We start from the raw sequence: 21,872 nt of genomic DNA on the forward strand, positions 1-21,872 counted from the left end.
AATGCTCGAATGAGCATCGGGATCGCCGTCGCCGACTTCGACCCATCGACCACCAACTATGTGGACGCCGTGCTGGCGCACGCCCGCCGAGCGCGCGACGCCGGCCTGCGCTCGCTGTGGTTCGCCCAGCGCTTCGACTACGACGCGACGACGCTGGCCACGGTCGTCGCGCGGGAGCTACCCGAGGTCGAGGTCGGCACCTCGGCGATACCGATCTTCGGCCGGCACCCGGTGCTGGTCGCCACCCAGGTGCAGGTGGCGCGGGCCGCGACCGGCGGCCGGTTCCGGCTCGGCCTCGCGCTCGGCACGAAGACGTTGACCGAGCAGACGTTCGGGATCCCGTTCGACCGCCCGATCGCGGTGCTCCGCGAGTTCCTCACCGCGCTGCGGACGCTGCTGGAGACCGGGGACGCGGAGTTCCGGGGTGAGCTGATCACCGCGGACCCGGTGCGGCCGATCACCCTGGCCGGGGCCACACCGCCGCCGATCCACGTGGCGGCGATGGGTCCGCAGGCGCTGCGCGTCACCGGCGAACTGGCCGACGGCACGCTCCCGTATCTGGCCGGTCCGCGGACGCTGGCCGAGGAGATCGTCCCGACGATCACCGCGGCCGCCGAGCGGGCCGGCCGCCCGGCACCGCGGATCGTCGCGTTCCTGCCGGGCGGGTTCGCGAGCGACCCCGACGCCGCGCGCGACGCCGCCGCCGGCCCACTCGCGTTCTACGACTCGATTCCGTCCTACCAGCGGGTCGTCGCCCGCGAAGGGCTCAGCACGGCAGCCGAACTGGCCGTCCTCGGCGACGAGAAGACGGTCGAGGCCGCGATCCGGCGCTACTACGAGGCCGGGGCCACCGACGTGGTCCTCACGCAGACGCACTTCGGTGGCCCCGCCGATCAGCAGCGCACCTACGAGCTGCTGGGCTCGCTCACTTGACCTCGAACTCGCCGAGTTCGGACCAGTCGGTGCCGGGCACCGTCGTGTTCACGATCTTCGGCGTCGCCTGCAGGTACTGCGGCAGTTCCCGCTGCGCGGCCTTGAAGTGCTCCGCGGTCACGTGCGCCACGCCGGCGTCCTGATCGCGGAACGCCTCGTTGATGACGTACTCATCGGGGTTGTCGACGCTGCGCGACCAGTCGAACCAGAGGTTGCCGGGCTCGGCCCTGGTCGCCTCGGTGAACGCCTTGCTGATCTCCGGCCACGAGTCGGCGTGCTCGGGCTTGATCAGGAACTTGGCGGTGATGAAGATCAAAGCTGCTCCTAGGGAATCAGGATGGCCCGCCCGCGGACGCGTCCGTTGTCCAGGTCGTCGATCGCGGTCTGGAAGTCGTCGAGCTGGTACTTCGCAGTATGCAGCGTGACCTTGCCCGCGGCGGCGAGCGCCATCAGCGCCACCAGGTCGTTGTACGAGCCGACGAGGTTGCCCACGATGTTGACCTCGGTGGAGATCAGGTCGATCGTCGGCACGTTGATGTTCTCGCCGTACCCGACGACGTGGTAGTCACCGGCCCGCCGCGTCATCCGCAGCCCCTCCGCGGTCGAGCCGCCCTCGCCGACGAAGTCGATGACCTGCTCGGCGCCGTGCCCGCCGGTCAGGTCCAGTACCTCCTCCACGTGGTTCCCGCCGGCCACCACCCCGTGCTGGGCGCCCAGCTCGAGCGCGAGCTTGAGCGCGTCCGGGTTGCGGTCGACGACGATGATCTCGGCCGGCGAGAGCGCCGCCATCACCTGGATGCCGATGTGGCCGAGGCCCCCGGCCCCGATCAGCACGACCCGGTCGCCGGCACGCAGCCGGCGCGACGACTTCGCCACCGCGTGATACGCGGTCAGACCCGCGTCGGCCAGCGCGGCGACGTCGGACGGCTCGAGCCGGTCGTCGATCTTGACGACGCTGCGCGCGGACGTCTTCAGGTACTCCGCGTAGCCGCCGTCGGTGTCGATGCCGGGGAACGCGTTGTTCTCGCAGTGCACGTCGTCGCCGTCGCGGCAGGCCCGGCAGAGCCCGCAGGTCACCAGCGGGTGCAGGATGACCTTGTCCCCCTCGGCCACGTTCGTGACCGCGGAGCCGATCGCCTCGACCCAGCCGGCGTTCTCGTGCCCGATCGTGTACGGCAGCGCGACCTGGGACTTCTCCGCCCACTGGCCTTCGAGGATGTGCAGGTCGGTGCGGCACACCCCCGCCCCGCCGATGCGGACGACGACGTCGTGCGGGCCGGTGATCTCCGGCTTCGCGACGTCGTCGATGCGCAGCGGCTCGTGGTAACCGACGACACGGACGGCCTTCATCGGGCAGCCTCCTCGAGGATGAGCGGAAGTAGCGGTCGCTGGTCGCGCTCGGCGCCCGGGTAGCGGGTGGCGAGCAGACCTCGGCAGAAGTGGGCGTTCCCCTCGACCGAGATCCGAACCGACCGGGCCCGGCGCAGCCGCAGCTCGGCCTGGTCCCGGGTCGGACGGGTGCCGTCGTCGTTCAGCAGCACCGGCGAGCCGGCGTCGACCGGCCAGCCGATCGTCGTGCGGCGCTGGATCAGGGCGTCGGTGTACGGACCGGCCGGGAGGTCCGCGAGGGTCAGCGCCCAGACGTCCCGCTCGGGTTCGGCACGCAGCAGCGCGGTGATCGCCCGTTCCGTCGCCGCGGTGTGGGCCTTGTGCTGGAACGTCGCGCGCAGCTCGTCGAGCGAGTCCTCGGCTTCGTGCCGGAACGTGCCCTTGTAGCCGGCCGCGGCGGCCAGGCCGGCGTTGATCAGCTCCGAGTCGTGGTGGTCGTCGAGCTCCACGACCACCCGCTCGACGCCGGGAACCGCAGCCACCGCCTCGTACGCGTCCGACGCCATGAGATACGCGAAGTTCGGCGCGCAGAACGACGTCGGCAGGCGCAGGTGGATCTCGACGTGCCCGCCGGTGATCTCGACGGACCGGACGAACCCCAGGTCGGTGATCGGCTCGTCCAGCTCGGGGTCGACCACCGTGCCCAGCGCGTCCAGGATCGCCGGCCTCATGAGGCGGCGGCCGGCTCCCGGGGGCCGGTCTGCGGCGCCTCGGCCGTCGGGAGCTGGAGTTCGGCCGGCACCTTCAGGTCGTAGAGGCGGGCGGCGTTGAGGCCGAGGATCTTCTTCTTGGCCTCCAGGCTCAGCGGGGCGTACTCGTTCATGTCGGCCGGGATCTGGAAGTCGACGAACCGCTCGACCAGCCACTTCGGGGTCCAGAGCGCGTAGTCGCTGGAGAACAGGATGCGGTCCTCGCCGATCCAGTACAGCAACTCACCGATGATCTGCGCGAAGTAGCGCGGCCGCGTGTGGATGAACGGCATCGCGACCGCGAGCCCGGCGTACACGTTGGGCTCCTGCGTGGCGATCCAGCAGAAGTCCTCCAGGCGCGGCAGCCCGCAGTGCTCCACGACGAAGTTGAGGTCGGTGAAGTCGGTGGCCACGTGGTCGATGTCGGCCACGTCGAACGCGTCCCGGTCCAGCGGCCGGATCGTCGGCCCCTTGTGGACGTGGATGTTCTTGATGCCCAGCTCCTGGGCGGCCTCCAGGTACCGGTACGCCCAGGGGTCGGTCAGCTTGTAGCCACGCGACTCGCCCTGCCACTCGGCGGTGTAGAGCTTCACGCCCTTCAGGCCGAAGCGCGCGGCGTCCTCACGCAGTTGCTTGAGGCCCTGCTCGCCGAAGCGAGGATCGAAGCAGTGGTTGTACGTGAGCTTGTCCGGGTGCTGCTGCGTGAGGGCCCAGGCTTCCTCGGTCTGGCCGAACCCGTTGTTGTAGAACTCGCCGAGCAGCGCGGGCTGGAAGATCGCGTGGTCGGCGTACCCGAGCTCGAAGATGTCGCGCATCAGCCGGTCGCCGCCCTGGTACAGGTACTCCTCGTACGACCAGAGCTCGGACTCGGGGCTGAGGTTGCGGTGGTAGTCGTAGAAGCAGTCGATGAACTGCTTGCCGTGGACGTTGCGCAGGTTCTCCGGGCGGGCGTCCCAGAGCGCGATGTGCGCGTCGACGACGTAGTAGTTCTCAGCATCTTTGCTGTACATGCTGGGCCTCCGAGGGGTGGTGGATGCCTTTAGGGGGACGCTAGGCAGAGCCTCCTACCCCTTCAAGACGAGCGCTGTCTCACTCTGAGACGTACGCTGGACGCCCAGCCTCTCCCGGGGGGTGACTCGTGGACGATGCTCTGGCCGGCCGTTCCGCGCCGGGCCGGTTACGTGCCTCCTGGCGCCGCAGCGAGCGGTACGGCGTCTCTCCCGACGTGGTCAGCCCCGTGTTCGCGGAGTCGGTCGACACCGATTCCCTGCTCTACGACTGCGCCGGTGAGGTGCTGAGCGGATTGCAGCGGACGATCGCCAACGAGCCGATCGGCCTGATCGTCGCCGACCGCACCGGGCTCGTGCTCGCGCGCCTCTGCAACGACCCGGCGATCCGCCGTTCGCTCGACCGGGTCTACCTGGCTCCGGGCTTCTCCTACGCCGAGCGCGACGCCGGCACGAACGGGCTCGGCCTCTCGCTCGCCGACCGTGCCCCCACGCTCGTCCGTGCCGACGAGCACTACACCACCGAGCTGCGCAAATACACGTGCGCCGCGGTGCCGGTCGTCGATCCGGTCTCCGGCGACCTGGCCGGCAGCATCAACCTGACGACGTGGTCGGAGTCGTCGTCGGAACTGCTGCTGGCGCTCGCCCAGGCAGCGGCCGGCGCGACGAGCGCGCTGATGCTGGTGCGCGCGACGGGGCGAGCGGTGCGCCCGTCGCCGCGCGGCGAGATCTTCCACGTGGCCGCCGGGCCGGACGACCCGTGTGTCTCCCCCGGCTGGCGGCTGGCCGTCGACGACACGCTCGCGGCGGTGGCGGCCGGCCGTGTCGTCACGGTGATCGGCGAACCCGGAGTGGGCAAGTCGGTGGTCGCCGCGCTCGCGCACCGGCGGCTGGCGCCCCGCTCACGCATCCTGCACGCGCGGGCGCCCGAGGCCGGCGACGTGTCCGCGTGGCTCGAGCTCTGGACGCCGGAGCTCGGCAAACCCGACACCTGTCTGATCGTCTCGGGGGTGCACACGTTGCCCGCGTGGGCGGCCGGTGACCTGGCGCGGCTGCTGGCCGCGGCGGCGCGGTTCGTGCTCACCGCGCCGGAGTACACCGCGCTGCCCGACGAGCTGGCGCCGCTCGTCGACGCGCTGGTCGAGGTGCCGCCGTTACGCCGGCGCGCGGACGACGTCATGCCGCTGGCCCGGCACTTCGGTCTCGCGGCCCGGCACCGCCCGATCGAGTTCACCCCGCGGGCCGCGGCCGCGCTCACCGCGTACTCCTGGCCGGGCAACGCCGCCCAGCTCAAACGGGTGGTGCGTGACGCGGTGACCCGCACGAACGTCGTCGACCTGCACCACCTGGCGCCGGAGGTGCTCGACGCCGGCGCCCGGCCGCTGACCCGGCTGGAGAAGCTGGAGCGCGACGAGATCGTCCGCTGCCTGACCCAGCCCGACCAGACGATGACGCACGCCGCCGAGGAGCTGGGCATCGGCCGCGCGACGCTGTACCGCAAGATCGCGCACTACCGCATCACCGTGTCGCCGCGGAAGGCGTAGAAGCCGGCCGCGATCGTGCCGAGGCAGAGCGCGGCGGCGCTCAGGCCGAGCGCCCAGTGGATGCCGACCACCGCGCCGAACAGCCCGACCGTCACCCCGCTGCCGAACCGCAGCCCCATCGACGCGGTGCCGTAGACGCCGAGCACCCGGCCGCGGTCGGGCGCCGGGGCCAGCAGCTGGACGACGGTCTGCCCGATCGACATCGCGGCGAGGTTCGCGACCCCGCCGAGCACCAGCATGCCGAGGGCCAGCGGGTAGTTCGTGGTGAGCGCGAAGACGAGCGTCGTGACGCCGTAGACGAGCGTGCTGATCACGGCCGCCTTCACGTTCGGCCGCACCCAGCCGGTGGCCTCCAGCACGATGCCGCCGACCACCCCGCCCACGCCGTTGGCGAACAGCAGCACGCCGTACGCGGTGCCCTCGCTGCCGGCCCCGAGGTCGTTGGCGAAGATCGGCATCGTGGACTGCAGCGAGGCGCCGATGAACAGCGAGCCGATGCCTCCCAGCACGATCATGCTGATCAGCGTCGGGTTGTTCGCGATGTCCTTGACGACGCGCACGGAGTCCGTGATCCCGACCCGCTTGACGGTGAAGCCGTCCCGGGTGTGACCGGTGAACCTCGTCCGGAACAGGAACAGCGTCAGCGGCAGGTAGAACAGCACGTTGACGAAGATGCCCGCGGTGGGGCCGATGGTCAGCAGCAGCGCCGAGCCGACGACCGGGCCGAACAGGATGCCGAGGCTGCGGAACGTCGCGTTGAGGCGGACGGCGCTCGGCAGCTCGTCGTCGCCGACGAAGTCGTGCAGCATGAGCTGTTCACCGGGGCCCCAGAGCGCACCGGCCAGGCCGTGCAGCACCAGCAGCAGGCAGGCGTTCCACACCTGGAGCGTGTCGGTGAGGAACAGGACGCCCCACCCGACCGAGACGAGCATGAACAACGCCTGTGCGGCCTGGATGACCCGGCGGCAGTCGAACCGGTCGGCGAGGCCGCCGAAGTACACCGAGAACAGCAGGAACGGCAACCAGTGGCTGATCACCTCGAACCCGGCGAGCGCCGGCGAGTGGAACTTCTCCCAGAGCACCCAGTAGGTGAGGACGTGCTCGATGTTGTCGGCCATCATCGCCAGCGCCGCACCGATGAGGTACGGCCGGCAGTCGCGGTTCCTCAGCGCGGCGAACCGGGCCGGAGCTACTGTCACGAGGCTCCAGGCTAGGCTCCCGGGAATGGCACGGTTCATCGACGTCCACCCGATCAATCCGCAGCCGCGTGCGATCAGTCAGATCGTGGCGCTGATCCGCGGCGGTGGGCTGATCGCGTACCCGACGGACTCCTGCTACGCGCTCGGCTGCCAGGTCGGCAACCGGGAGGGCCTGGACCGCATCAAGGCGATCCGCAAGCTCGACGACCGGCACCACTTCACGCTCGTCTGCAGCGACTTCGCGCAGCTCGGACAGTTCGTGCAGATCAGCAACGCGGTGTTCCGGTCGGTGAAGGCGTCGACGCCGGGGCCGTACACGTTCATCCTCCCGGCCACCCGGGAAGTGCCGAAGCGACTGCTGCACGCCAAGAAGAAGACGGTCGGCGTGCGCATCCCCGAGCACACGGTCACCCAGGCGATCCTCGCCGAGCTGGGCGAACCGCTGCTCTCGACGACGCTGACGCTGCCCGGCGACGAGGAGCCGCTGACCCTGGCCTGGGAGATCCAGGACCGGCTCGACCACCAGATCGACGCGGTCGTGGACGCCGGGGAGTGCGGCATGGAGCCCACGACGGTCGTCGACCTCTCCGGCGACGAGCCGGAGATCCTCCGTCACGGCGCCGGGGACACGTCCCGCTTCGAGTGATGGGCGTGTAGGCGGCGCAGAAGCGTGACCAGCTGATCGCGCTCGCGCGCGGTCAGGGGGGCCAGGATCTCTTCCTGGGCCGCGGTGACGCACGCCTCCAGCGTCGTCAGGCGCTCCGTGCCCGCGCCGGTGATCGAGACGACGTTGCGGCGCTTGTCGGACGGGTCGGGGCGGCGGCGCACGTAGCCGTCGGCTTCGAGCTCGTTCAGCGCCGCCACGACGTCGCTCAGGTGGATGCCGCTGCGACGCCCGAGCTCGGCCTGGCTCGACGGGCCGGCCTCGGCGAGCGTCCCGAGCAGGCGGTAGTGGTAGCCGCGCGCGCCCGCGGCCGCGAAGCCGTCGGCCACCACCCGCCCGGCGTGCTGCGCGGTCTGTGACAGCAACCAGCTCGGGAGCGACGGCAACCGGGAGAACGCGGGTTCCATGCCCGAACGTTAGTTGACCTAACGATCTCGGCCCAACTATCGTTAGGCCTCCAAACGTTAGGAGCACTAACGATGATCACCCCCTTCCGCATCGCGATCCCCGGCTCCGAGCTCGACGACCTGGCCGCCCGGCTCGACGCCACCCGCTGGCCGTCGGCGTTACCGGACGGCTACGGCTATCCCCTCACCGACCTCCAGGCGCTCGCGTCCTACTGGCGCCGCGAGTACGACTGGCGGGCCGCCGAGGCCGAACTGAACGGGTATCCGCAGTTCACGACCGAGTTCGACGGCACGACCGTCCATTTCCTGCACGTCCGCTCGGCCCGGTCGGACGCGCTCCCGCTGCTGCTCACCCACGGCTGGCCGGGCTCGATAGTCGAGTTCCTCGACGTCGTCCCGCGGCTCGCCGACTTCCACCTGGTCATTCCCTCGATCCCCGGCTTCGGGTTCTCCACCTCGACCGGCGGCTGGGACGTTCCCCGGGTCGCCGACGCCTGGCTCAAGCTGATGAACCGCCTCGGGTACGACCGCTTCGGCGCCCACGGCGGCGACTGGGGCTCGGCGATCTCGCGCGTGCTGGGCGCGGCGGCGCCCGACCGCGTGGTCGGCGTCCACCTGAGCTACCTGCCGACCCCGCCGGCTCCCGGCGACTTCGACGCGGCGGACCAGGAGCGGCTGGCGCAGATCCGGCGGTACCTCGAGCAGCCGCCCGGGGTGCGGGTGCTCAACTCGCAGACGCCGCAGACCGCGGCCTACGCCCTCACCGACTCCCCCGTCGGGCAGCTCGCGTGGATCGCCGAACGGTTCGCCGAGTGGGGCGACCCGAACACGCCGGTCGGCGCGGATCGGCTGCTCACCGACGTCATGCTGTACTGGCTCACCCGCACCGCGAACTCGTCGGCGCGGCTGCACCGGGAGACGACCGCCGGGCCGCTCCCCTGCCCGGTGCCGCTGGGCGTGGCGGTGTTCGCGCACGACATCACCCGGCCGGTCCGATCACTCGCGGAAAGGGTCTACGACATCCGGCACTGGTCCGAGTTCGACCGCGGCGGCCACTTCGCGGGCCTGGAGGCGCCGGACCTGCTGACCGCCGACCTCCGCGAGTTCTTCTCCGCGGTGGCGTGAACCGCCGTCCGGCCGACGTCGCCCGCTAGCCCGACCAGGGCTGGTTGACGAAGACAGCGGCGCCACGGGGCGGCGTCACGTCCGCACCGTTCGCGAGCTGCCGGCACAACGCCCACAACGGCTCGGCGTTCGGGCCGTTGCCACCGCCGCTCGCGGCCGCGCTCTCCGGGCTCCAGCGCACCTGCCAGCTCGTGGCCTGCAGCACCACGTACGGTCCGTCCACCACCTCGGTCACGACGTCGTCGAGGTTCTCGAGCAACGACTCCGACCCGGAGTCACAGGCGTCGCACCCGCAGTCCGGCAGCATCTCGAGCACGACGTCGGGCCGGCCGAGACAGAGGTACAGCACCGGCGGCGGGCCGTCCCGCTCCAGCAGGAGCAGCGGCTGGGTGCCGGGCCGGTCCGACGCGACCCGGGTACCGCGGTCGAACCCGCGGAGCTCCGTCGGCTCCGCCCGGACGCCCGGCACCTCGGCGAGCCGCTCGGCCCACAACCGGGCCCGGGTGAACACGATCCGGTACCGCTCCGGGGCGGTGACGCGCTGGTACTCCTCCGGGAGCGGCTCGTCCCGGTCCGGAGCCGGCCACGCCCGCTCGCCGAGTGCGTCGTACCGCTCGGCGACGTCCCTCCGCAGTCCGTCCACCCGATCAGCCTCGCACGCGCGACGGGCCGGACGCGCAACCGCGGGTCGTCGGCCCCCGCGAGCGGGGATCAGCGCAGCGCGTAGACGCGGATCGTGCCGTCGTCGAACGCGACCGCGACCCGGGTGGCGTCCCGGTTGAACGCGGCGCTGCCCGGGGTGGCCCCGGCGGCGGTCAGGAGGCGGACGTCGCGCACCGAGGCGCCCGTCGTCGGGTCCCAGCGGGTGACCGTGCGGTCCACGGCGGCGACGAGTTGCTCGCCGTACTCGTCGAACGTGATCGCGCTGTCGCTGGTGAGCGTGCCGACCGGCAGGTCGGGCCCGATCGGGCGGCCGGTCGGGAGGTCCCAGACGCGCACCGTGTCGGGCCCGGACGCCGCCGCGAGCCGGCGTCCGTCCGGGCTGAACGCCACCGCGGTGGGCCCGGTCGCCCCGGCCACCCGGGTACGGAGCGCGCCGGTCGCCACGTCCCACAGCTGGACGCCGCCGGGACCGGCCGCGGCCAGCGTCGTGCCGTCCGGGCTGAACCGCAGGCCGCGCTCGGCGACCCGCACCCCGGGGATCGACGCCTTCCCGGCGAACGTCTCGTTCCGGTCGATGCGGATGCCGGTGCCGTCGGCGACCGCGACGGTCGCGCCCTGCCCCGTCTCGGCGAGCGCCACGACGTCCCGGCCCACCCCGGGGAGCGGACCGTAGAACAGCCGCCCGGTGTCGGCGGACCACACCCGCACGGTGCCGTCGGACCCGGCCGTGATCACGGCGCCGTCGGTCTCGTCGAACCGCACGTCGCCGAACGCCCCGGCGGTCCGGATCGGACCGACCGCGTCCGGCCGGCCCGGCGCCCGGACCTGGTTCGGTGTCCAGACGTACAACGAGCCGGTCGCGTCGAGGAACGCGATCCGGTCGGTGGCCGGCGCGTACGCCAGCCGCGTCGCGGTCCCCGGGGCGCCGTGGTGGACGGCGATCGCTTCGGTGTCCTTCGCCAGCGCGAGAGCCACCGTGGGCGCCGACGGCGGGGGCGGGGCGCCGAAGCTGACGAACCGGGCCCCGGCCGCGATCACGGTCAACGCCAGCACGCCCCCCACCGCGACCAGGGCCCGACGCCTCCGCGCCGGGCGCTCCGCCCCCGACGGCGCCGACGGCGATCCCGGCCCCGATCCCGATCCCGGGACGATGCGCAGTGGGACGCCCGAGCGCCACGGCCAGTCGGGGCCCAGATCGCGGGCGGCCGCGGCGGCCAGCTCGGTCACGCACTCCTGCGCCGACGGCCGGGCCGGCGGGTCGTCGTCGCGCATACGCCGCAGCACCGCCCCCACCGAGCGCGGCGGATCCTCGGCCGTCGCCAGCAGACCGTCGAGCACGGTGGCCAGCGCGGACACGTCGTCCGCCGGCTCCGGTGCGACGTCCGACCCGAGCACCGCGAAGCCGAAGTCGCTCACCTTCAGCGCGCCCTCGGCGTCGAGCAGCAGGTTCGTGGGGGTGATCCCGCCGTGCACCAGGCCCGCGCCGTGCGCCGCCGCCAGCGCGGACGCGGCGGCCAGCGCCCACGCGCACACCGCCTCGGGCGCCGGGCGCGGCTGCTCGTCCAGCGAACCGCCGGGCATCAGCTCGCTCACGACCAGCCAGCGCCCGTCCTGGACGGTGTGCCGCAGCACCGGAACCACGTGCGGGTGTTCGGGCGCGGCCAGCGACGCGCCGGAGCCGGGAACGGGAAGCACCTTCACCGCCCGCGGCGCCCCGGAGGACCGGTGCGTCGCGACGAGGACCACCCCACGTGGACCGGACCCGAGCGCCGGGCCGACCACGAGATCCGGCAACGCCGCCGCGACCTGCGCCCGATCGACGATCACGGCGGCGAGGCTATACCGCCGGCACCACTACCGGAGGATGTTCGCGAGCGCGTGCGACGCGGTCGCGCCACCGTCGACGACGAACTCGCCGCCGGTGCAGTAGCTGCTCTCGTCGGAGGCCAGGAACAGCACCATGTTCGCGATGTCGTCGGCGGACGCGACCCGTTGGAGCGGCACCCGCTTCCCGATCGGCCCGACGTCGACCGCCATCCCGCCGAGCGCGTTGGACACCATCGGGGTGTCGACCGCGCCGGGGTGCACCGAGTTCACCCGGATGTCGTACTGCCCGAGCTCCATCGCGGCGACCTTCGTCATGCCGCGGATCGCGAACTTGCTCGACGCGTACGCGACGAGCAGCGGCATCCCGCCCAGGCCCTCGATCGACGAGACGTTGACGATCGACCCGCCGTGTTCACGCATCAGCGGCACCGCGGTACGCATGCCGAGGAACGTGCCGAACTGGTTGACGCGGATCACGCGCTCGTAGTCGGCGAGCGTGGTGTCGGCGAGCGCGGAGAAGTGCAGCAGGCCGGCGTTGTTGACGAGCACGTCGAGGCGCCCGAACCGTTCGCGCACCGCACCGGCGGCGGTGGCCCACGCGGCCTCGTCGCTGACGTCGAGCGGCAGGAACGTGGCCGCGTCGCCGAGGTCGGCGGCCAGCTTCGCGCCGTCCTCCTCGAGGACGTCGGTGAGGAGCACCTGCGCGCCCTCGGCCACGAACCGCCGGGCCGCCGCGGCGCCCTGCCCGCGGGACGCGCCGGTGATCAACGCGATCTTCCCGTTCAGCCGCATGTGCTCAGCCTCTCTGTTCAGCTAGCTCTGGCGCTCGAGCAACGAGATCTCCCGGCCGGTGAACACCTGATCGGGCGTGTGGTCGGCGAAGTACCCGCCGAGAGCTTTCGCCAGCTCCGCGGGGTCCCAGGTGTCGCCGGCCGCGTCGAACCGGGCCGCCACGGTGGGCGGCGCCAGCACCGCGACCAGGCCGCCGTGCACGAAGAACACCTGGCCGTTGATGTGGTCCGCCGCTTCCGAGGCCAGGTAGGTGACGAGCGGCGTGACGTGCTCGACGCCGAGCGGATCGGGGCCTTCGGACGGCGCGGGCCCGTAGACCGGCTCGGTCATGGCCGTACGCGCCCGCGGGCAGATCGCGTTGGCCCGCACCCCGTAGCGGGAGAGCCCGCGCGCGGCGGCGACCGTCAGCGCGGTGATGCCGCCCTTCGCCGCGGCGTAGTTCGGCTGGGCCACCGCGCCGAGGAACCAGGCCTCCGAGGTGGTGTTGATCAGCCGCCCGTAGACCGGCGCCCCGGTCTGCTTCGACCGGTCCCGCCAGTACGCCCCGGCGTTGCGGCAGAGCAGGAAGTGCCCCCGGAGGTGGACGCGGACCACCAGGTCCCACTCGTCGTCGGACATCGAGAACAACATCCGGTCGCGCACGACCCCGGCGTTGTTGACCACGATGTCCAGCTGCCCGTAGTGCCGGATCGCGGTGTCGACGAGTTCACGCGCCACGTCCGCGTCGCCGACGTCGCCCTGGACACCCACCGAGCCCGGCGGCAGATCGGCCACGTCGTTGAGGACGACCGACGCCCCGGCCGCTTCGAGCGCGAGCGCCTCCGCCCGGCCGAGGCCGGACCCGGCCCCGGTCACGATCGCCACCCGCCCGGATAAAGACATAGAACCCGTTCTCCGATCTCAGCTACTCGGTCACGGTGATCACTCGCCAACAATCTAGAACACGTTCTACGCTAGCGGAAACCGTTCGACCGAGGAGGGGCGGATGCGGCTGCGCTACACGCGGGAGCAACTGGCCTTGGCCGCCGAGTTGCGCGCCTACTTCGAAGCGCTGATGACGCCCGAGCGGCGCGAGGCGCTCGAGACCGGCGAGGACGACTACGGCGAGGGCAACGCCTACCGCGAGGTCGTCCGCCAGCTCGGCAAGGACGGCTGGCTGGTGCTGGGCTGGCCCACCGAGTACGGCGGGCAGGGCCGCTCCCAGCTCGACCAGCTCATCTTCCTGGACGAGGCCGCGATCGCCGGGGTGCCGATCCCGTTCCTGACCCTCAACACGGTCGGGCCGACGATCATGCGTCACGGCACCGAGGAGCAGAAGCGCGACTATCTGCCCCGGATCGCGGGCGGCGAGCTGCACTTCGCGATCGGCTACTCCGAGCCCGGCGCCGGCACCGACCTGGCGTCACTGCGCACCAAGGCCGTCCGCGACGGCGACGAGTACGTGATCAACGGTCAGAAGATGTGGACGAGCCTGGTCGGTTACGCCGACTACGTCTGGCTGGCCTGCCGCACCGACCCGGACGCGGTGCGCCACCGCGGGCTGTCGGTGCTCGTCGTGCCCACCGACGCGGCCGGGTTCTCGTGGACCCCGGTCCACACGATGGCGGGGGTCACCACCAGCGCCACGTACTACGAGGACGTCCGGGTGCCGGTCGACGCACGCATCGGCGGTGAGAACGAGGGCTGGGCGCTGATCACCAACCAGCTCAACCACGAGCGGGTCGCGCTGACCTCGGCGGCACCGCTGCGCCGGGCCCTGGCCGACGTACGGGCCTGGGCCGCGGCCACCCCCGGGCGCAACGGCAAGCGGCTGCTCGACGCCGAGTGGGTCCAGCTGCACCTGGCGCGGGTGCACGCCCACGCCGAGGTGCTGCGGCTGATGAACCTGCGCACGGCCTGGGAGCCCGACCTCACGCCGGCCGCCGCGTCGGCCACCAAGGTCTACGGCACCGAGCTGGCCACCGAGGCCTACCGCCTGCTGATGGAGGTGCTCGGGCCGTCGGCGACGCTGCGCGCCGGTGCGCTGAAGGGCCGCATCGAACGGGCGCACCGCTCCGCGCTCATCCTCACGTTCGGCGGCGGCACGAACGAGATCCAGCGCGACATCATCGCAGCCGCGGGACTCCGGCTGCCGGTCGGACGGCGGTAGACGATGGACTTCTCCCTCACCGAGACCCAGGTGGAGCTCGCGGGCCTCACCCGCCGCATCGTCTCCGACCAGGTCACCACGGAACGGCTGCAGGCGGCCGAGGCCGCGGGCTCGCGCTTCGACCGCGCGCTCTGGGGCGTGCTCGCCGAGACCGGCATCCTCGGCGCGGACGACCTGCTCGACCAGTGCTCGGTCCTGATCGAGCTGGGCCGCGGGCTGGCCCCCGTGCCCTACCTGCCGACGATCGCGGTGGCCGCGCCGGGGCTGGCCCGGTTCGGCTCCGCCGACCTCCGGCTGCGGTGGCTGGCGCCCGCGGTCGGCGGACAGGTCGTGCTCACCGCCGCGCTGGCCCATCCCGACGTCCGGCCGCCGGCCGCCGCGGGCAAAGCCGGTGGTGGCTGGCTGCTGACCGGCGAGGTGACCGCGGTACCGGCCGGCCCGATCGCGGACGCCCTGCTGGTCGAGACCGTGGCCGGGGTGTTCGTGGTGAGGTCGGACGACCCCGGGGTGACGATCGAGCGGCAGCCCTCCACCGACCTCGACGACGCCGGCCGGCTGCGCCTCGACGACGTCGAGCTCACCGACGACCGGCGGCTGGACGGCGACGACGTCGCGGGCTGGCTGCGCGCCCGCGCGGCCGTGGCCCGATCGGCGTACCAGCTCGGCGTTCTGCAGGCGGCGCTCGAGCTCACCGCCGAGCACGCACGCACCCGGGTGCAGTTCGGCAAGCCGGTCGGCTCGTTCCAGGCCGTGAGCCAGCGGGTGGCGAACGCGTACGTCGACGTCCAGGCCCTCGAGCTGACGGTCTGGAACGCGGCGTTCGCGGTCTCCGACGACCACGACGCGGCGGCGGCAGTGGCCACGGCCGAGTTCTGGACGGCCGAGGCCGGACACCGGGTCGCGCACACGCTGGTGCACATCCACGGCGGCACCGGAATCGACGTGTCGCACCCGGCGCACCGCTACTTCACCGCGGCCAAACGCGTCGAGTTCGAGGGCGGGGGTGCCACGACCGCGCTCCTGGGGCTGGGGGCGACCCTGGCCACGGAGTAGCCTGCTCCCCCATGCGACTGGGGCTGTTCGGTATCAACACCGACCTCTGCGCGCTCGACCCGCAGCTCGCGGTCGACGTCGCCGTCGCGGCCGAGGAGGCCGGCTGGGAGAGCGTCTGGACCGGCGAGCACTACGCGTTACCCGACCCGCCGGTCCCGGCGTCACCCACCCGGCCCGAGACGCCGTTCCTCGACCCGTTCGTCGCGCTGGGCCACCTCGCCGGGGCCACCAGCACGCTGCTGCTCGGCACCGGCGTCACGGTGGTGCCGGTGCACCAGCCGGTGATCCTGGCCAAGCAGGTGGTGAGCGTCGACCGGCTGTCCCGGGGACGCTTCCTGTTCGGCGTCGGCGTGGGGTACCTCGAGCCGGAGTTCCGGGCGCTCGGCGTCTCGCTCGCCGACCGCGGGGTACGCACCGACGACTACCTGGACGCGCTGCAGGCGCTCTGGACGACGTCGTCGGTGCACGTCGTCGGGCCCCGGGTGTCGATAAGCGGCGTCACCGCGGAGCCGCGCCCGGTCCGTGCCGGTGGGCCTCCGCTGCACGTCGGCGGGGCGTCTCCGGGTGCGTTGCGCCGCACCGTGCTGCGCGGGCACGGCTGGTACGGCTGGGCCGTCACGCCGGAGGAGACGGCCGCGACCGTGACCCAGCTGGCCGAGCTCGCCGACAACCTGGACCGGCCGGCCGAGCTCGGCGCACTGGAGATCTCAGTGACGCCGAGCGGCCGCACACCGCTGGACGCCACGCTCGTCTCGGCCTACGCCGAGGCGGGGGTGGACCGCCTCATCGTCTCGCCTCCCGGTCGCGTCCGCCGCGACCAGGAGGCGCTGCTCCGCTTCGTGCGTGACACCCCCGCGGCGCTACTTCGCTAGGCGGGCCCGGGTCTCCTCGGCCTCCTGGACGATGTCGGCGATGACGTCGGCGACCGGGCGCAGGGTGTCGAACCGGCCGATGATCTGACCGGCGGGCATCGCCACGACCTCCGGGTCGTCGGCGGCGGCGATCCGCCGGTGCGCCTCACCGACGAGCAGGTTCTGCAGCGGCATCGGCAGCGGGTCGGGCGCACCCGGCGCAGCCCAGGCCTCGGTCCACTTGCTCTTCACCAGCCGGGCCATCTTGCCGGAGTAGATCCGGGCCCGGACCGTGTCGGACGAGGACGCGTTGAGCAGCGCCCGGCTCACCGCGGTCTGGCCCGGCAGCCCCTCGCCGTACTCGGACGTCAGCAACCAGGTCGAGCCCATCCACACCCCGGACGCCCCGAGCGCGAGCGCGGCGGTCACCTGCCGCCCCGACCCGATCCCGCCCGCCGCGAGCACCGGCACCTGGTCGCCGACCGCGTCGACGATCTCCGGCACCAGCACCATCGTGCCGACCTCGCCGGTGTGCCCACCGGCCTCCGAGCCCTGCGCCACCACGATGTCGACGCCGTCGGCGACCTGGCGGCGGGCGTGGTCGACCCGGCCGGCGAGCGCCGCGACGAGGATGCCGCGGTCGTGGGCCTGGCCGATCACGTCGGCGGGCGGGGACCCGAGCGCGTTGGCGATCAGCGCCGGCCGGTGCTCCAGCGCGATCTCGACGTGGGCGCGCGCCACCGAGTGCAGCCAGCCGAGGACCCCTTCCTGGTCGGCGCTGTCCTCCGCGGGGAGCGGCGGAACCCCCAGCTCGTGCAGCGTCTTCTCGACGAAGTCCCGGTGGGCGGGCGGCACCAGCGCGGACAGGTCGCCGATCGAGCCCTCGGTGGGTGCCTTCATCGGCATCACGACGTCGACGCCGTACGGCCGGCCGTCGGTGTTGGCGTCCATCCAGTCCAGCGCGGCCGCCAGCCCCGCCGGGTCGTTGTAGCGGACGGCGCCGAGCACGCCGAGGCCACCGGCCCGGCTGACCGCGGCCGCCACGTGTTCCGACGGCGTGAACCCGAAGATCGGGTGCTCGATGCCGAGCCGGTCACAGAGATCGGTACGCACGCTGTGTCTCCTCTTAATGGCCGGCCGAGACGGGCAGTTCCTCGGACGGCGGGTGCGCCTCGACGTGCCGCCGGGCGCCGGTGTAGTCGGCCTTCCCGGTCGCGAGCCGTGGCATCTGGTCGACCCACCAGTACGACCGGGGCATCTTGTACCCCGACAGCTCGGCGCGGCCGGTGCTGTCGAGCCCGGCGGCGTCGGGCTCGTGGCCCTCCCGCCACTGGATGATCGCGCCGACGCGCCAGCCGAGCCGTTCGTCGGGGACGCCGACGACCAGGGCGTCGAACACGCCCGGGTGCGCCTTGAGCGCGCCCTCGACCTCCTCCGGGAAGACCTTCTCCCCGCCGGTGTTGATGCACGTGTTGCCGCGGCCGAGCAGCAGGAACGTGCCGTCGGCCTCCGGGATCGCGAAGTCGCCGGGCACCGTGTACCGCTTGCCGTCCACCTCGGCGAACAGCGTGGCGGTCTTCTCCGGGTCCTTGTAGTAGCCCTGCGGCAGGTAGCCGCCGCGGGCCAGCCGGCCCACCTGGCCCGACCCCGGCGCGATCGGCCGGTTGTACTCGTCGATGACGATCGTCTCCCGGCTGGAGTTCACCCGGGGCCCGCGGGGCTCGATGTTGTCCTTGCTGATCGCGCCGATGCCGCTGAAACCGGTCTCCGACGAGCCGACGGCCTCGGTGAGGAAGCTGTTGGGGAACGTCTCCAGGTACTCACGCTTCACCGAGGGGGACATCAGCGCGGCGGTGCTGGAGATCGCGAGCAGCGAGGACGGGTCGTACGCGCCGCCGTCGGGCGGCCCCTCGCGGTAGGCCTCGAGCAGCGGCCGGGCCATCGCGTCGCCGACGATCGCGATCACGTTGACCCGCTCGTCGGTGATGGCCCGCCACACCTCGTGGGCGTCGAACCGCGGCATCAGGACGATCGTGCTGCCGGTGAAGAGACCGCCGAACAGCGTCCACTGCGCGGCGCCGTGGATCAGCGGGGCGGCGACCAGCCGGACCAGCCCGGAGTCGACGCCGCTGCGGGCCTGCTCCCATTCGTCCTGGATCGGCTCGCCGGTCATGAAGTCGACGCCGCCGCCGAGCACCCGCCAGATGTCTTCCTGGCGCCACATCACGCCCTTCGGACGCCCGGTGGTGCCGCCGGTGTAGATGATGAAGAGGTCGTTCGGATCCCGCTCCGGGAAGTCCCGCTCGGGCGACTCGCCGGCCAGCGCGTCCTCGTACTCGGTGCCCTGATCGCCGAACTCGAGCACGTGCTTCAGGTCCGGGCAGTCGGCCCGGACCGCGCCCACCTCGGCGGCCAGGCCGCGCTGGGAGACGACCGCGACGGCATCGGAGTCACGGAGGACATATCGTAACTCGTTCTCGGTGCTCCGGAAGTTGACGTTGATGGTCGCGGCGCGCAGTTTGCACACGGCGAACATCGTCTCGGCGGCCTCCATCGAGTTGGCCGAGTGCAGCGCCACGTGGTCGCCCGGCTTCACGCCATGTCGGGCCAGGTGGTGAGCTAACTGGTTGGCCCGCGCCTCGAACTGGGCGTAGGTCGCGCGGCGCTCCCCGAAGACCAGGGCGTCGCGGTCAGGGACGAGATCGACGGCATGTTCCACGAGGTCTGCCACGGTGAGGACCATGGCATCAAATTAGAACACGTTATTGTTCGCCACAATGGTTCTTCGCATTCCTCGCGCGTCCGCGCAGAAAGTGAACCGCGATTCGGCGGACCGTTGATCCCAGGGCAGCGCCGCGCTTACCGTGAGGGCACTCCGATTGCGGCGACAGCGAGGTGGCCGGCATGGATGCAGACTTCCGGGTAGCTGATCTCACTCGACGACATGCCGCGGAACGCGGCGACCGCCCGGCCCTGACCCAGGGCGACCGCACGCTCACCTACTCCGAACTGGAGGAACGCGCCGGTCGGATCGCCAACGCGCTACGCGCCGACGGCGTCGGCGAGGGCGATCGCGTCGCGGTGCTCGACAAGAACTCGATCGAGACCGTCGAGGTGCTCGTCGCCGCCTGGAAGCTCGGCGCGGTCCTGATCCCGCTCAACTGGCGGCTGACCGCGGCCGAGCTCTCCCCCGTCGTCGAGGACGCCGGAGCGGTCGTCCTGTTCGCCGCGCCCGAGTTCGCGGAGACCGCCGAGCGGGTCGCGGCGGCCGTCGGCTCGGTCGTGAAGACCGTGCAGCTCGGCTCCGACTACGAGAAGTGGCTGGGCGCGGCCCCGGCCGAGGACACCGGCTTCCGCGGCGACCTGGACACGGTCGTCTTCCAGCTCTACACCTCCGGCACCACCGGGCGTCCGAAGGGCGTGCTCACGACGAACCGCACGCTGAGCGTCGGCGAGGAGGGCGCGGCGCGCTCGTGGGGCATCGACGGGGACTCGGTGACGCTCGTCGCGATGCCGATGTTCCACATCGGTGGGCTCGGCTTCGCACTCGTCGGCCTGTTGTTCGGCGCGCACGGCGTGATCGTGCGCGAGCTCGTGCCGCCCGACCTGCTCGACCTGATCGTCGAGCGGAAGGTCACGAACACGTTCCTGGTGCCGTCGGTGATCGGCATGCTCGTCGCCCTGCCCGGCGCGGCCGAGCGCGACTACTCGGCGCTGCGCTCGATCGCCTACGGCGCCTCCCCGATCACCCCGGCGTTGCTGCGCCGGGCGCTGGCGACGTTCGGCCGCCCGCTCTTCCAGCTCTACGGGCTGACCGAGACGCAGGGCGCGATCGTGCAGCTCGACGCCGACGACCACGACCCCGGCGGCCCCCGCGAGCACCTGCTGCGGGCGGCGGGCAAGCCGTACCCGTGGGTGGAGCTGCGGATCGTCGACCCGGTGGACGGCACCGCGCTGCCCGCGGGCACGCCCGGCGAGATCCTGGTCAGGAGCGTGGTCAACACCCCCGGCTACCACAACCAGCCGGAGACGACGGCGGCGCTGCTCGACCCGGAGGGGTGGCTGCACACCGGCGACATCGGCAGCCTGGACGACGAGGGCTACCTCACGATCTCCGACCGGCTCAAGGACATGATCATCACCGGGGGCGAAAACGTGTTCCCGGCCGAGGTGGAGGCCGTGCTCGCCGACCACCCCGACGTCGCCGGGGTGGCCGTGGTCGGCCGGCCCGACCCGACGTGGGGCGAGGCCGTGGTGGCCGTGGTGGTGGCGCGGCCCGGCAGCGTGCCCGATGCCGACGGCCTGATCGGTTTCGCGCGCACCCGCCTGGCCGGATACAAGCTGCCCAAGTCGGTGGACTACGTGGACGCGCTTCCCCTGGGGCCAACGGGCAAGGTGCTCAAGCGCGAGCTGCGCCGCTCCTACGACGACGCCTGACCGCGGGCTGCCGGGGCGTCGGCCCGGAGCAGCGCACCCAGCGCGCGGACCTCGGCCACCGAGCGGGCGCCGGTGAGGAGCATCGAGACGCCCGCCGCCTCGCGGCGGGCGATCTCCCGGCGGACGTGGTCGGCGTCGCCGACGATCGAGATCTCGTCGACCATCTCGTCGGGCACGGCGGCGACCGCCTCGGCCCGTTTGCCCGCCGCGAACAACGACGTGATGTCGTCCACGGCCTCCTTGAAGCCGGCGCGGACGAACAGGTCGGCGTGGAAGTTCATGCCGGGCGCGCCCATCCCGCCGATGTAGTGCGCCAGCGCGGGCTTCTGCGCGTCGAGTCCGGGCCGCCGGTCGTCGGTGACGATGATCTGGCAGTTCGCGACCACGTCGAACTCGCCGCGGGTGCGCCGCGCGCCGGGCCGGGCCAGCCCTTCGCCGAGCCACTCCTCGTACATGCCGCCCAGCCGCGGGGAGTAGAAGACCGCGATCCAGCCGTCGGCGATCTCGCCGGTGAGCGCGACGTTCTTCGGGCCTTCGGAGCCGAGCAGGATCGGCAGGTCGGCGCGGAGCGGATGGGTGATCGGCTTGAGCGGTTTGCCGAGCCCGAGCGCGCCCTCGCCGCGGTAGGGCAGCGGGTAGTGCGGGCCGTCGTTGGTGACCGGCGCCCGGCGGGCGAGCACGTCCCGCACGACGCGGACGTACTCCCGGGTGCGGGCCAGCGGCTTGGCGAACGGCCGCCCGTACCAGCCCTCGACGACCTGCGGCCCGGAGACGCCCAGCCCGAGCGAGAACCGCCCACCGGAGAGGTGGTCGAGCGTGAGCGCGTGCATCGCACACGCGGCCGGGGTGCGCGCCGAGATCTGCACGACCGCGGTACCCAGCCCGATCCGCTCCGTGGCCGCACCCCACCAGGCCAGCGGCGTGAAGGCGTCCGACCCCCACGCCTCGGCGGTGTAGACCGCGTCGAACCCGGCCTCCTCGGCGGCGGCGACGAGCTCGGGCGCGCCGGTCGGCGGCGCAGCCCCCCAGTAGCCGAGCTGCAAGCCGAGCCGCATCAAGACCTCCGAGCGTGTCGAGCGCCGCTAGGCGCGAGTGCATGAAACCTGGAGCCCGCTCAGGGCGGCGCTGCCAGTCGAGCGCGAA

The 21,872-nt window shown here is 72.4% G+C and carries 21 protein-coding genes; 8 read left to right on the forward strand and 13 right to left on the reverse strand.

Going from position 1 to position 21,872, the window contains the following annotated elements; all coding sequences use genetic code 11:
• Positions 1-9: 9 nt before the first annotated feature.
• Positions 10-933: a TIGR03564 family F420-dependent LLM class oxidoreductase gene (locus CRYAR_RS29470; protein WP_035856593.1), complete on the forward strand. Its 924-nt coding sequence runs from the start codon at positions 10-12 to the stop codon at positions 931-933.
• Here the strand turns inward: CRYAR_RS29470 and CRYAR_RS29475 are convergent.
• Genes CRYAR_RS29475 through CRYAR_RS29490 form a run of 4 tightly spaced genes read right to left on the reverse strand, consistent with a single transcriptional unit; the run spans position 926 to position 4,021 of the window.
• The gene (locus CRYAR_RS29475; protein WP_035856594.1) at positions 926-1,249 is read right to left on the reverse strand and encodes a putative quinol monooxygenase; all 324 of its coding nucleotides are present in this window, start codon (positions 1,247-1,249) and stop codon (positions 926-928) included. The two genes, CRYAR_RS29470 and CRYAR_RS29475, sit on opposite strands and share 8 nt — an antisense overlap.
• A gap of 8 nt (positions 1,250-1,257) precedes the next feature.
• On the reverse strand, positions 1,258-2,283 hold the full coding sequence (locus CRYAR_RS29480) for an NAD(P)-dependent alcohol dehydrogenase (protein WP_035856595.1): 1,026 nt from the start codon (positions 2,281-2,283) through the stop codon (positions 1,258-1,260).
• Positions 2,280-2,993 (reverse strand): metal-sulfur cluster assembly factor, encoded by a 714-nt coding sequence (locus CRYAR_RS29485; RefSeq protein ID WP_035856597.1) that lies wholly within the window; start codon positions 2,991-2,993, stop codon positions 2,280-2,282. Before CRYAR_RS29485 ends, CRYAR_RS29480 begins: the two co-directional genes overlap by 4 nt.
• Entirely contained in the window at positions 2,990-4,021 is a 1,032-nt protein-coding gene (locus CRYAR_RS29490) for an amidohydrolase family protein (protein WP_035856598.1), read from the reverse strand. Before CRYAR_RS29490 ends, CRYAR_RS29485 begins: the two co-directional genes overlap by 4 nt.
• 128 nt (positions 4,022-4,149) lie before the next feature.
• Here CRYAR_RS29490 and CRYAR_RS29495 point away from each other — a divergent pair, with 128 nt between their 5' ends.
• Positions 4,150-5,562 carry an AAA-type ATPase lid domain-containing protein gene (locus tag CRYAR_RS29495; RefSeq protein WP_211247699.1) on the forward strand — a complete coding sequence of 471 codons (1,413 nt, stop codon included), beginning with the start codon at positions 4,150-4,152 and terminating at the stop codon, positions 5,560-5,562.
• Here the strand turns inward: CRYAR_RS29495 and CRYAR_RS29500 are convergent.
• Positions 5,529-6,800 (reverse strand): MFS transporter, encoded by a 1,272-nt coding sequence (locus tag CRYAR_RS29500; RefSeq protein ID WP_035856599.1) that lies wholly within the window; start codon positions 6,798-6,800, stop codon positions 5,529-5,531. The two genes, CRYAR_RS29495 and CRYAR_RS29500, sit on opposite strands and share 34 nt — an antisense overlap.
• On the opposite strand from CRYAR_RS29500, the gene CRYAR_RS29505 reads away from it, so the two are divergent.
• Positions 6,787-7,407 (forward strand): L-threonylcarbamoyladenylate synthase, encoded by a 621-nt coding sequence (locus CRYAR_RS29505; protein ID WP_035856600.1) that lies wholly within the window; start codon positions 6,787-6,789, stop codon positions 7,405-7,407. The genes CRYAR_RS29500 and CRYAR_RS29505 overlap by 14 nt on opposite strands.
• Here the strand turns inward: CRYAR_RS29505 and CRYAR_RS29510 are convergent.
• On the reverse strand, positions 7,374-7,832 hold the full coding sequence (locus CRYAR_RS29510; RefSeq protein WP_035856601.1) for a MarR family winged helix-turn-helix transcriptional regulator: 459 nt from the start codon (positions 7,830-7,832) through the stop codon (positions 7,374-7,376). The two genes, CRYAR_RS29505 and CRYAR_RS29510, sit on opposite strands and share 34 nt — an antisense overlap.
• A 72-nt stretch (positions 7,833-7,904) precedes the next feature.
• Between CRYAR_RS29510 and CRYAR_RS29515 the strand changes: the two genes are divergently transcribed.
• Entirely contained in the window at positions 7,905-8,957 is a 1,053-nt protein-coding gene (locus CRYAR_RS29515) for an epoxide hydrolase family protein (RefSeq protein WP_035856602.1), read from the forward strand.
• Between the two features lie 25 nt (positions 8,958-8,982).
• Here the strand turns inward: CRYAR_RS29515 and CRYAR_RS29520 are convergent, their stop codons facing one another.
• The 4 genes from CRYAR_RS29520 to CRYAR_RS29535 all read right to left on the reverse strand — a co-directional run bounded on the left by CRYAR_RS29520 (position 8,983) and on the right by CRYAR_RS29535 (position 13,121).
• Complete coding sequence (locus CRYAR_RS29520) at positions 8,983-9,600, reverse strand: DUF6226 family protein (protein ID WP_035856603.1); 618 nt, start codon at positions 9,598-9,600, stop codon at positions 8,983-8,985.
• 68 nt (positions 9,601-9,668) lie between these two features.
• Positions 9,669-11,447, reverse strand: coding sequence for a protein kinase family protein (locus tag CRYAR_RS29525; RefSeq protein WP_035856604.1), 1,779 nt, complete (start codon positions 11,445-11,447; stop codon positions 9,669-9,671).
• Between the two features lie 27 nt (positions 11,448-11,474).
• Positions 11,475-12,239, reverse strand: a complete 765-nt coding sequence (locus CRYAR_RS29530; RefSeq protein ID WP_035856606.1) for a glucose 1-dehydrogenase — start codon at positions 12,237-12,239, stop codon at positions 11,475-11,477.
• Between the two features lie 21 nt (positions 12,240-12,260).
• Positions 12,261-13,121, reverse strand: a complete 861-nt coding sequence (locus tag CRYAR_RS29535) for an SDR family NAD(P)-dependent oxidoreductase (RefSeq protein WP_035856607.1) — start codon at positions 13,119-13,121, stop codon at positions 12,261-12,263.
• 103 nt (positions 13,122-13,224) lie between these two features.
• On the opposite strand from CRYAR_RS29535, the gene CRYAR_RS29540 reads away from it, so the two are divergent.
• From CRYAR_RS29540 to CRYAR_RS29550, 3 genes are read left to right on the forward strand one after another with little or no spacing between them, the layout of a single operon-like run.
• Positions 13,225-14,388, forward strand: coding sequence for an acyl-CoA dehydrogenase family protein (locus CRYAR_RS29540; protein ID WP_035856608.1), 1,164 nt, complete (start codon positions 13,225-13,227; stop codon positions 14,386-14,388).
• 3 nt (positions 14,389-14,391) lie between these two features.
• Positions 14,392-15,441, forward strand: coding sequence for an acyl-CoA dehydrogenase family protein (locus CRYAR_RS29545; RefSeq protein ID WP_035856609.1), 1,050 nt, complete (start codon positions 14,392-14,394; stop codon positions 15,439-15,441).
• An 11-nt stretch (positions 15,442-15,452) separates the two neighbouring features.
• Complete coding sequence (locus CRYAR_RS29550) at positions 15,453-16,313, forward strand: TIGR03619 family F420-dependent LLM class oxidoreductase (protein WP_051571102.1); 861 nt, start codon at positions 15,453-15,455, stop codon at positions 16,311-16,313.
• Here the strand turns inward: CRYAR_RS29550 and CRYAR_RS29555 are convergent.
• A complete protein-coding gene (locus tag CRYAR_RS29555) occupies positions 16,302-17,405 on the reverse strand; it encodes an NAD(P)H-dependent flavin oxidoreductase (protein ID WP_035856610.1) in 1,104 nt (367 codons plus the stop codon). The genes CRYAR_RS29550 and CRYAR_RS29555 overlap by 12 nt on opposite strands.
• Before the next feature lie 13 nt (positions 17,406-17,418).
• The gene (locus CRYAR_RS29560; RefSeq protein ID WP_035856611.1) at positions 17,419-19,035 is read right to left on the reverse strand and encodes an acyl-CoA synthetase; all 1,617 of its coding nucleotides are present in this window, start codon (positions 19,033-19,035) and stop codon (positions 17,419-17,421) included.
• Positions 19,036-19,196: 161 nt separating this feature from the next.
• On the opposite strand from CRYAR_RS29560, the gene CRYAR_RS29565 reads away from it, so the two are divergent.
• Positions 19,197-20,729, forward strand: a complete 1,533-nt coding sequence (locus CRYAR_RS29565) for a long-chain-fatty-acid--CoA ligase (RefSeq protein ID WP_035856612.1) — start codon at positions 19,197-19,199, stop codon at positions 20,727-20,729.
• Here CRYAR_RS29565 and CRYAR_RS29570 read toward each other — a convergent pair.
• Positions 20,714-21,784, reverse strand: a complete 1,071-nt coding sequence (locus CRYAR_RS29570) for an LLM class F420-dependent oxidoreductase (RefSeq protein WP_051571103.1) — start codon at positions 21,782-21,784, stop codon at positions 20,714-20,716. The two genes, CRYAR_RS29565 and CRYAR_RS29570, sit on opposite strands and share 16 nt — an antisense overlap.
• Positions 21,785-21,872 lie beyond the last annotated feature (88 nt).

Origin of the sequence: Cryptosporangium arvum DSM 44712 (assembly GCF_000585375.1) — a bacterium.
Lineage (GTDB): Bacteria > Actinomycetota > Actinomycetes > Mycobacteriales > Cryptosporangiaceae > Cryptosporangium > Cryptosporangium arvum.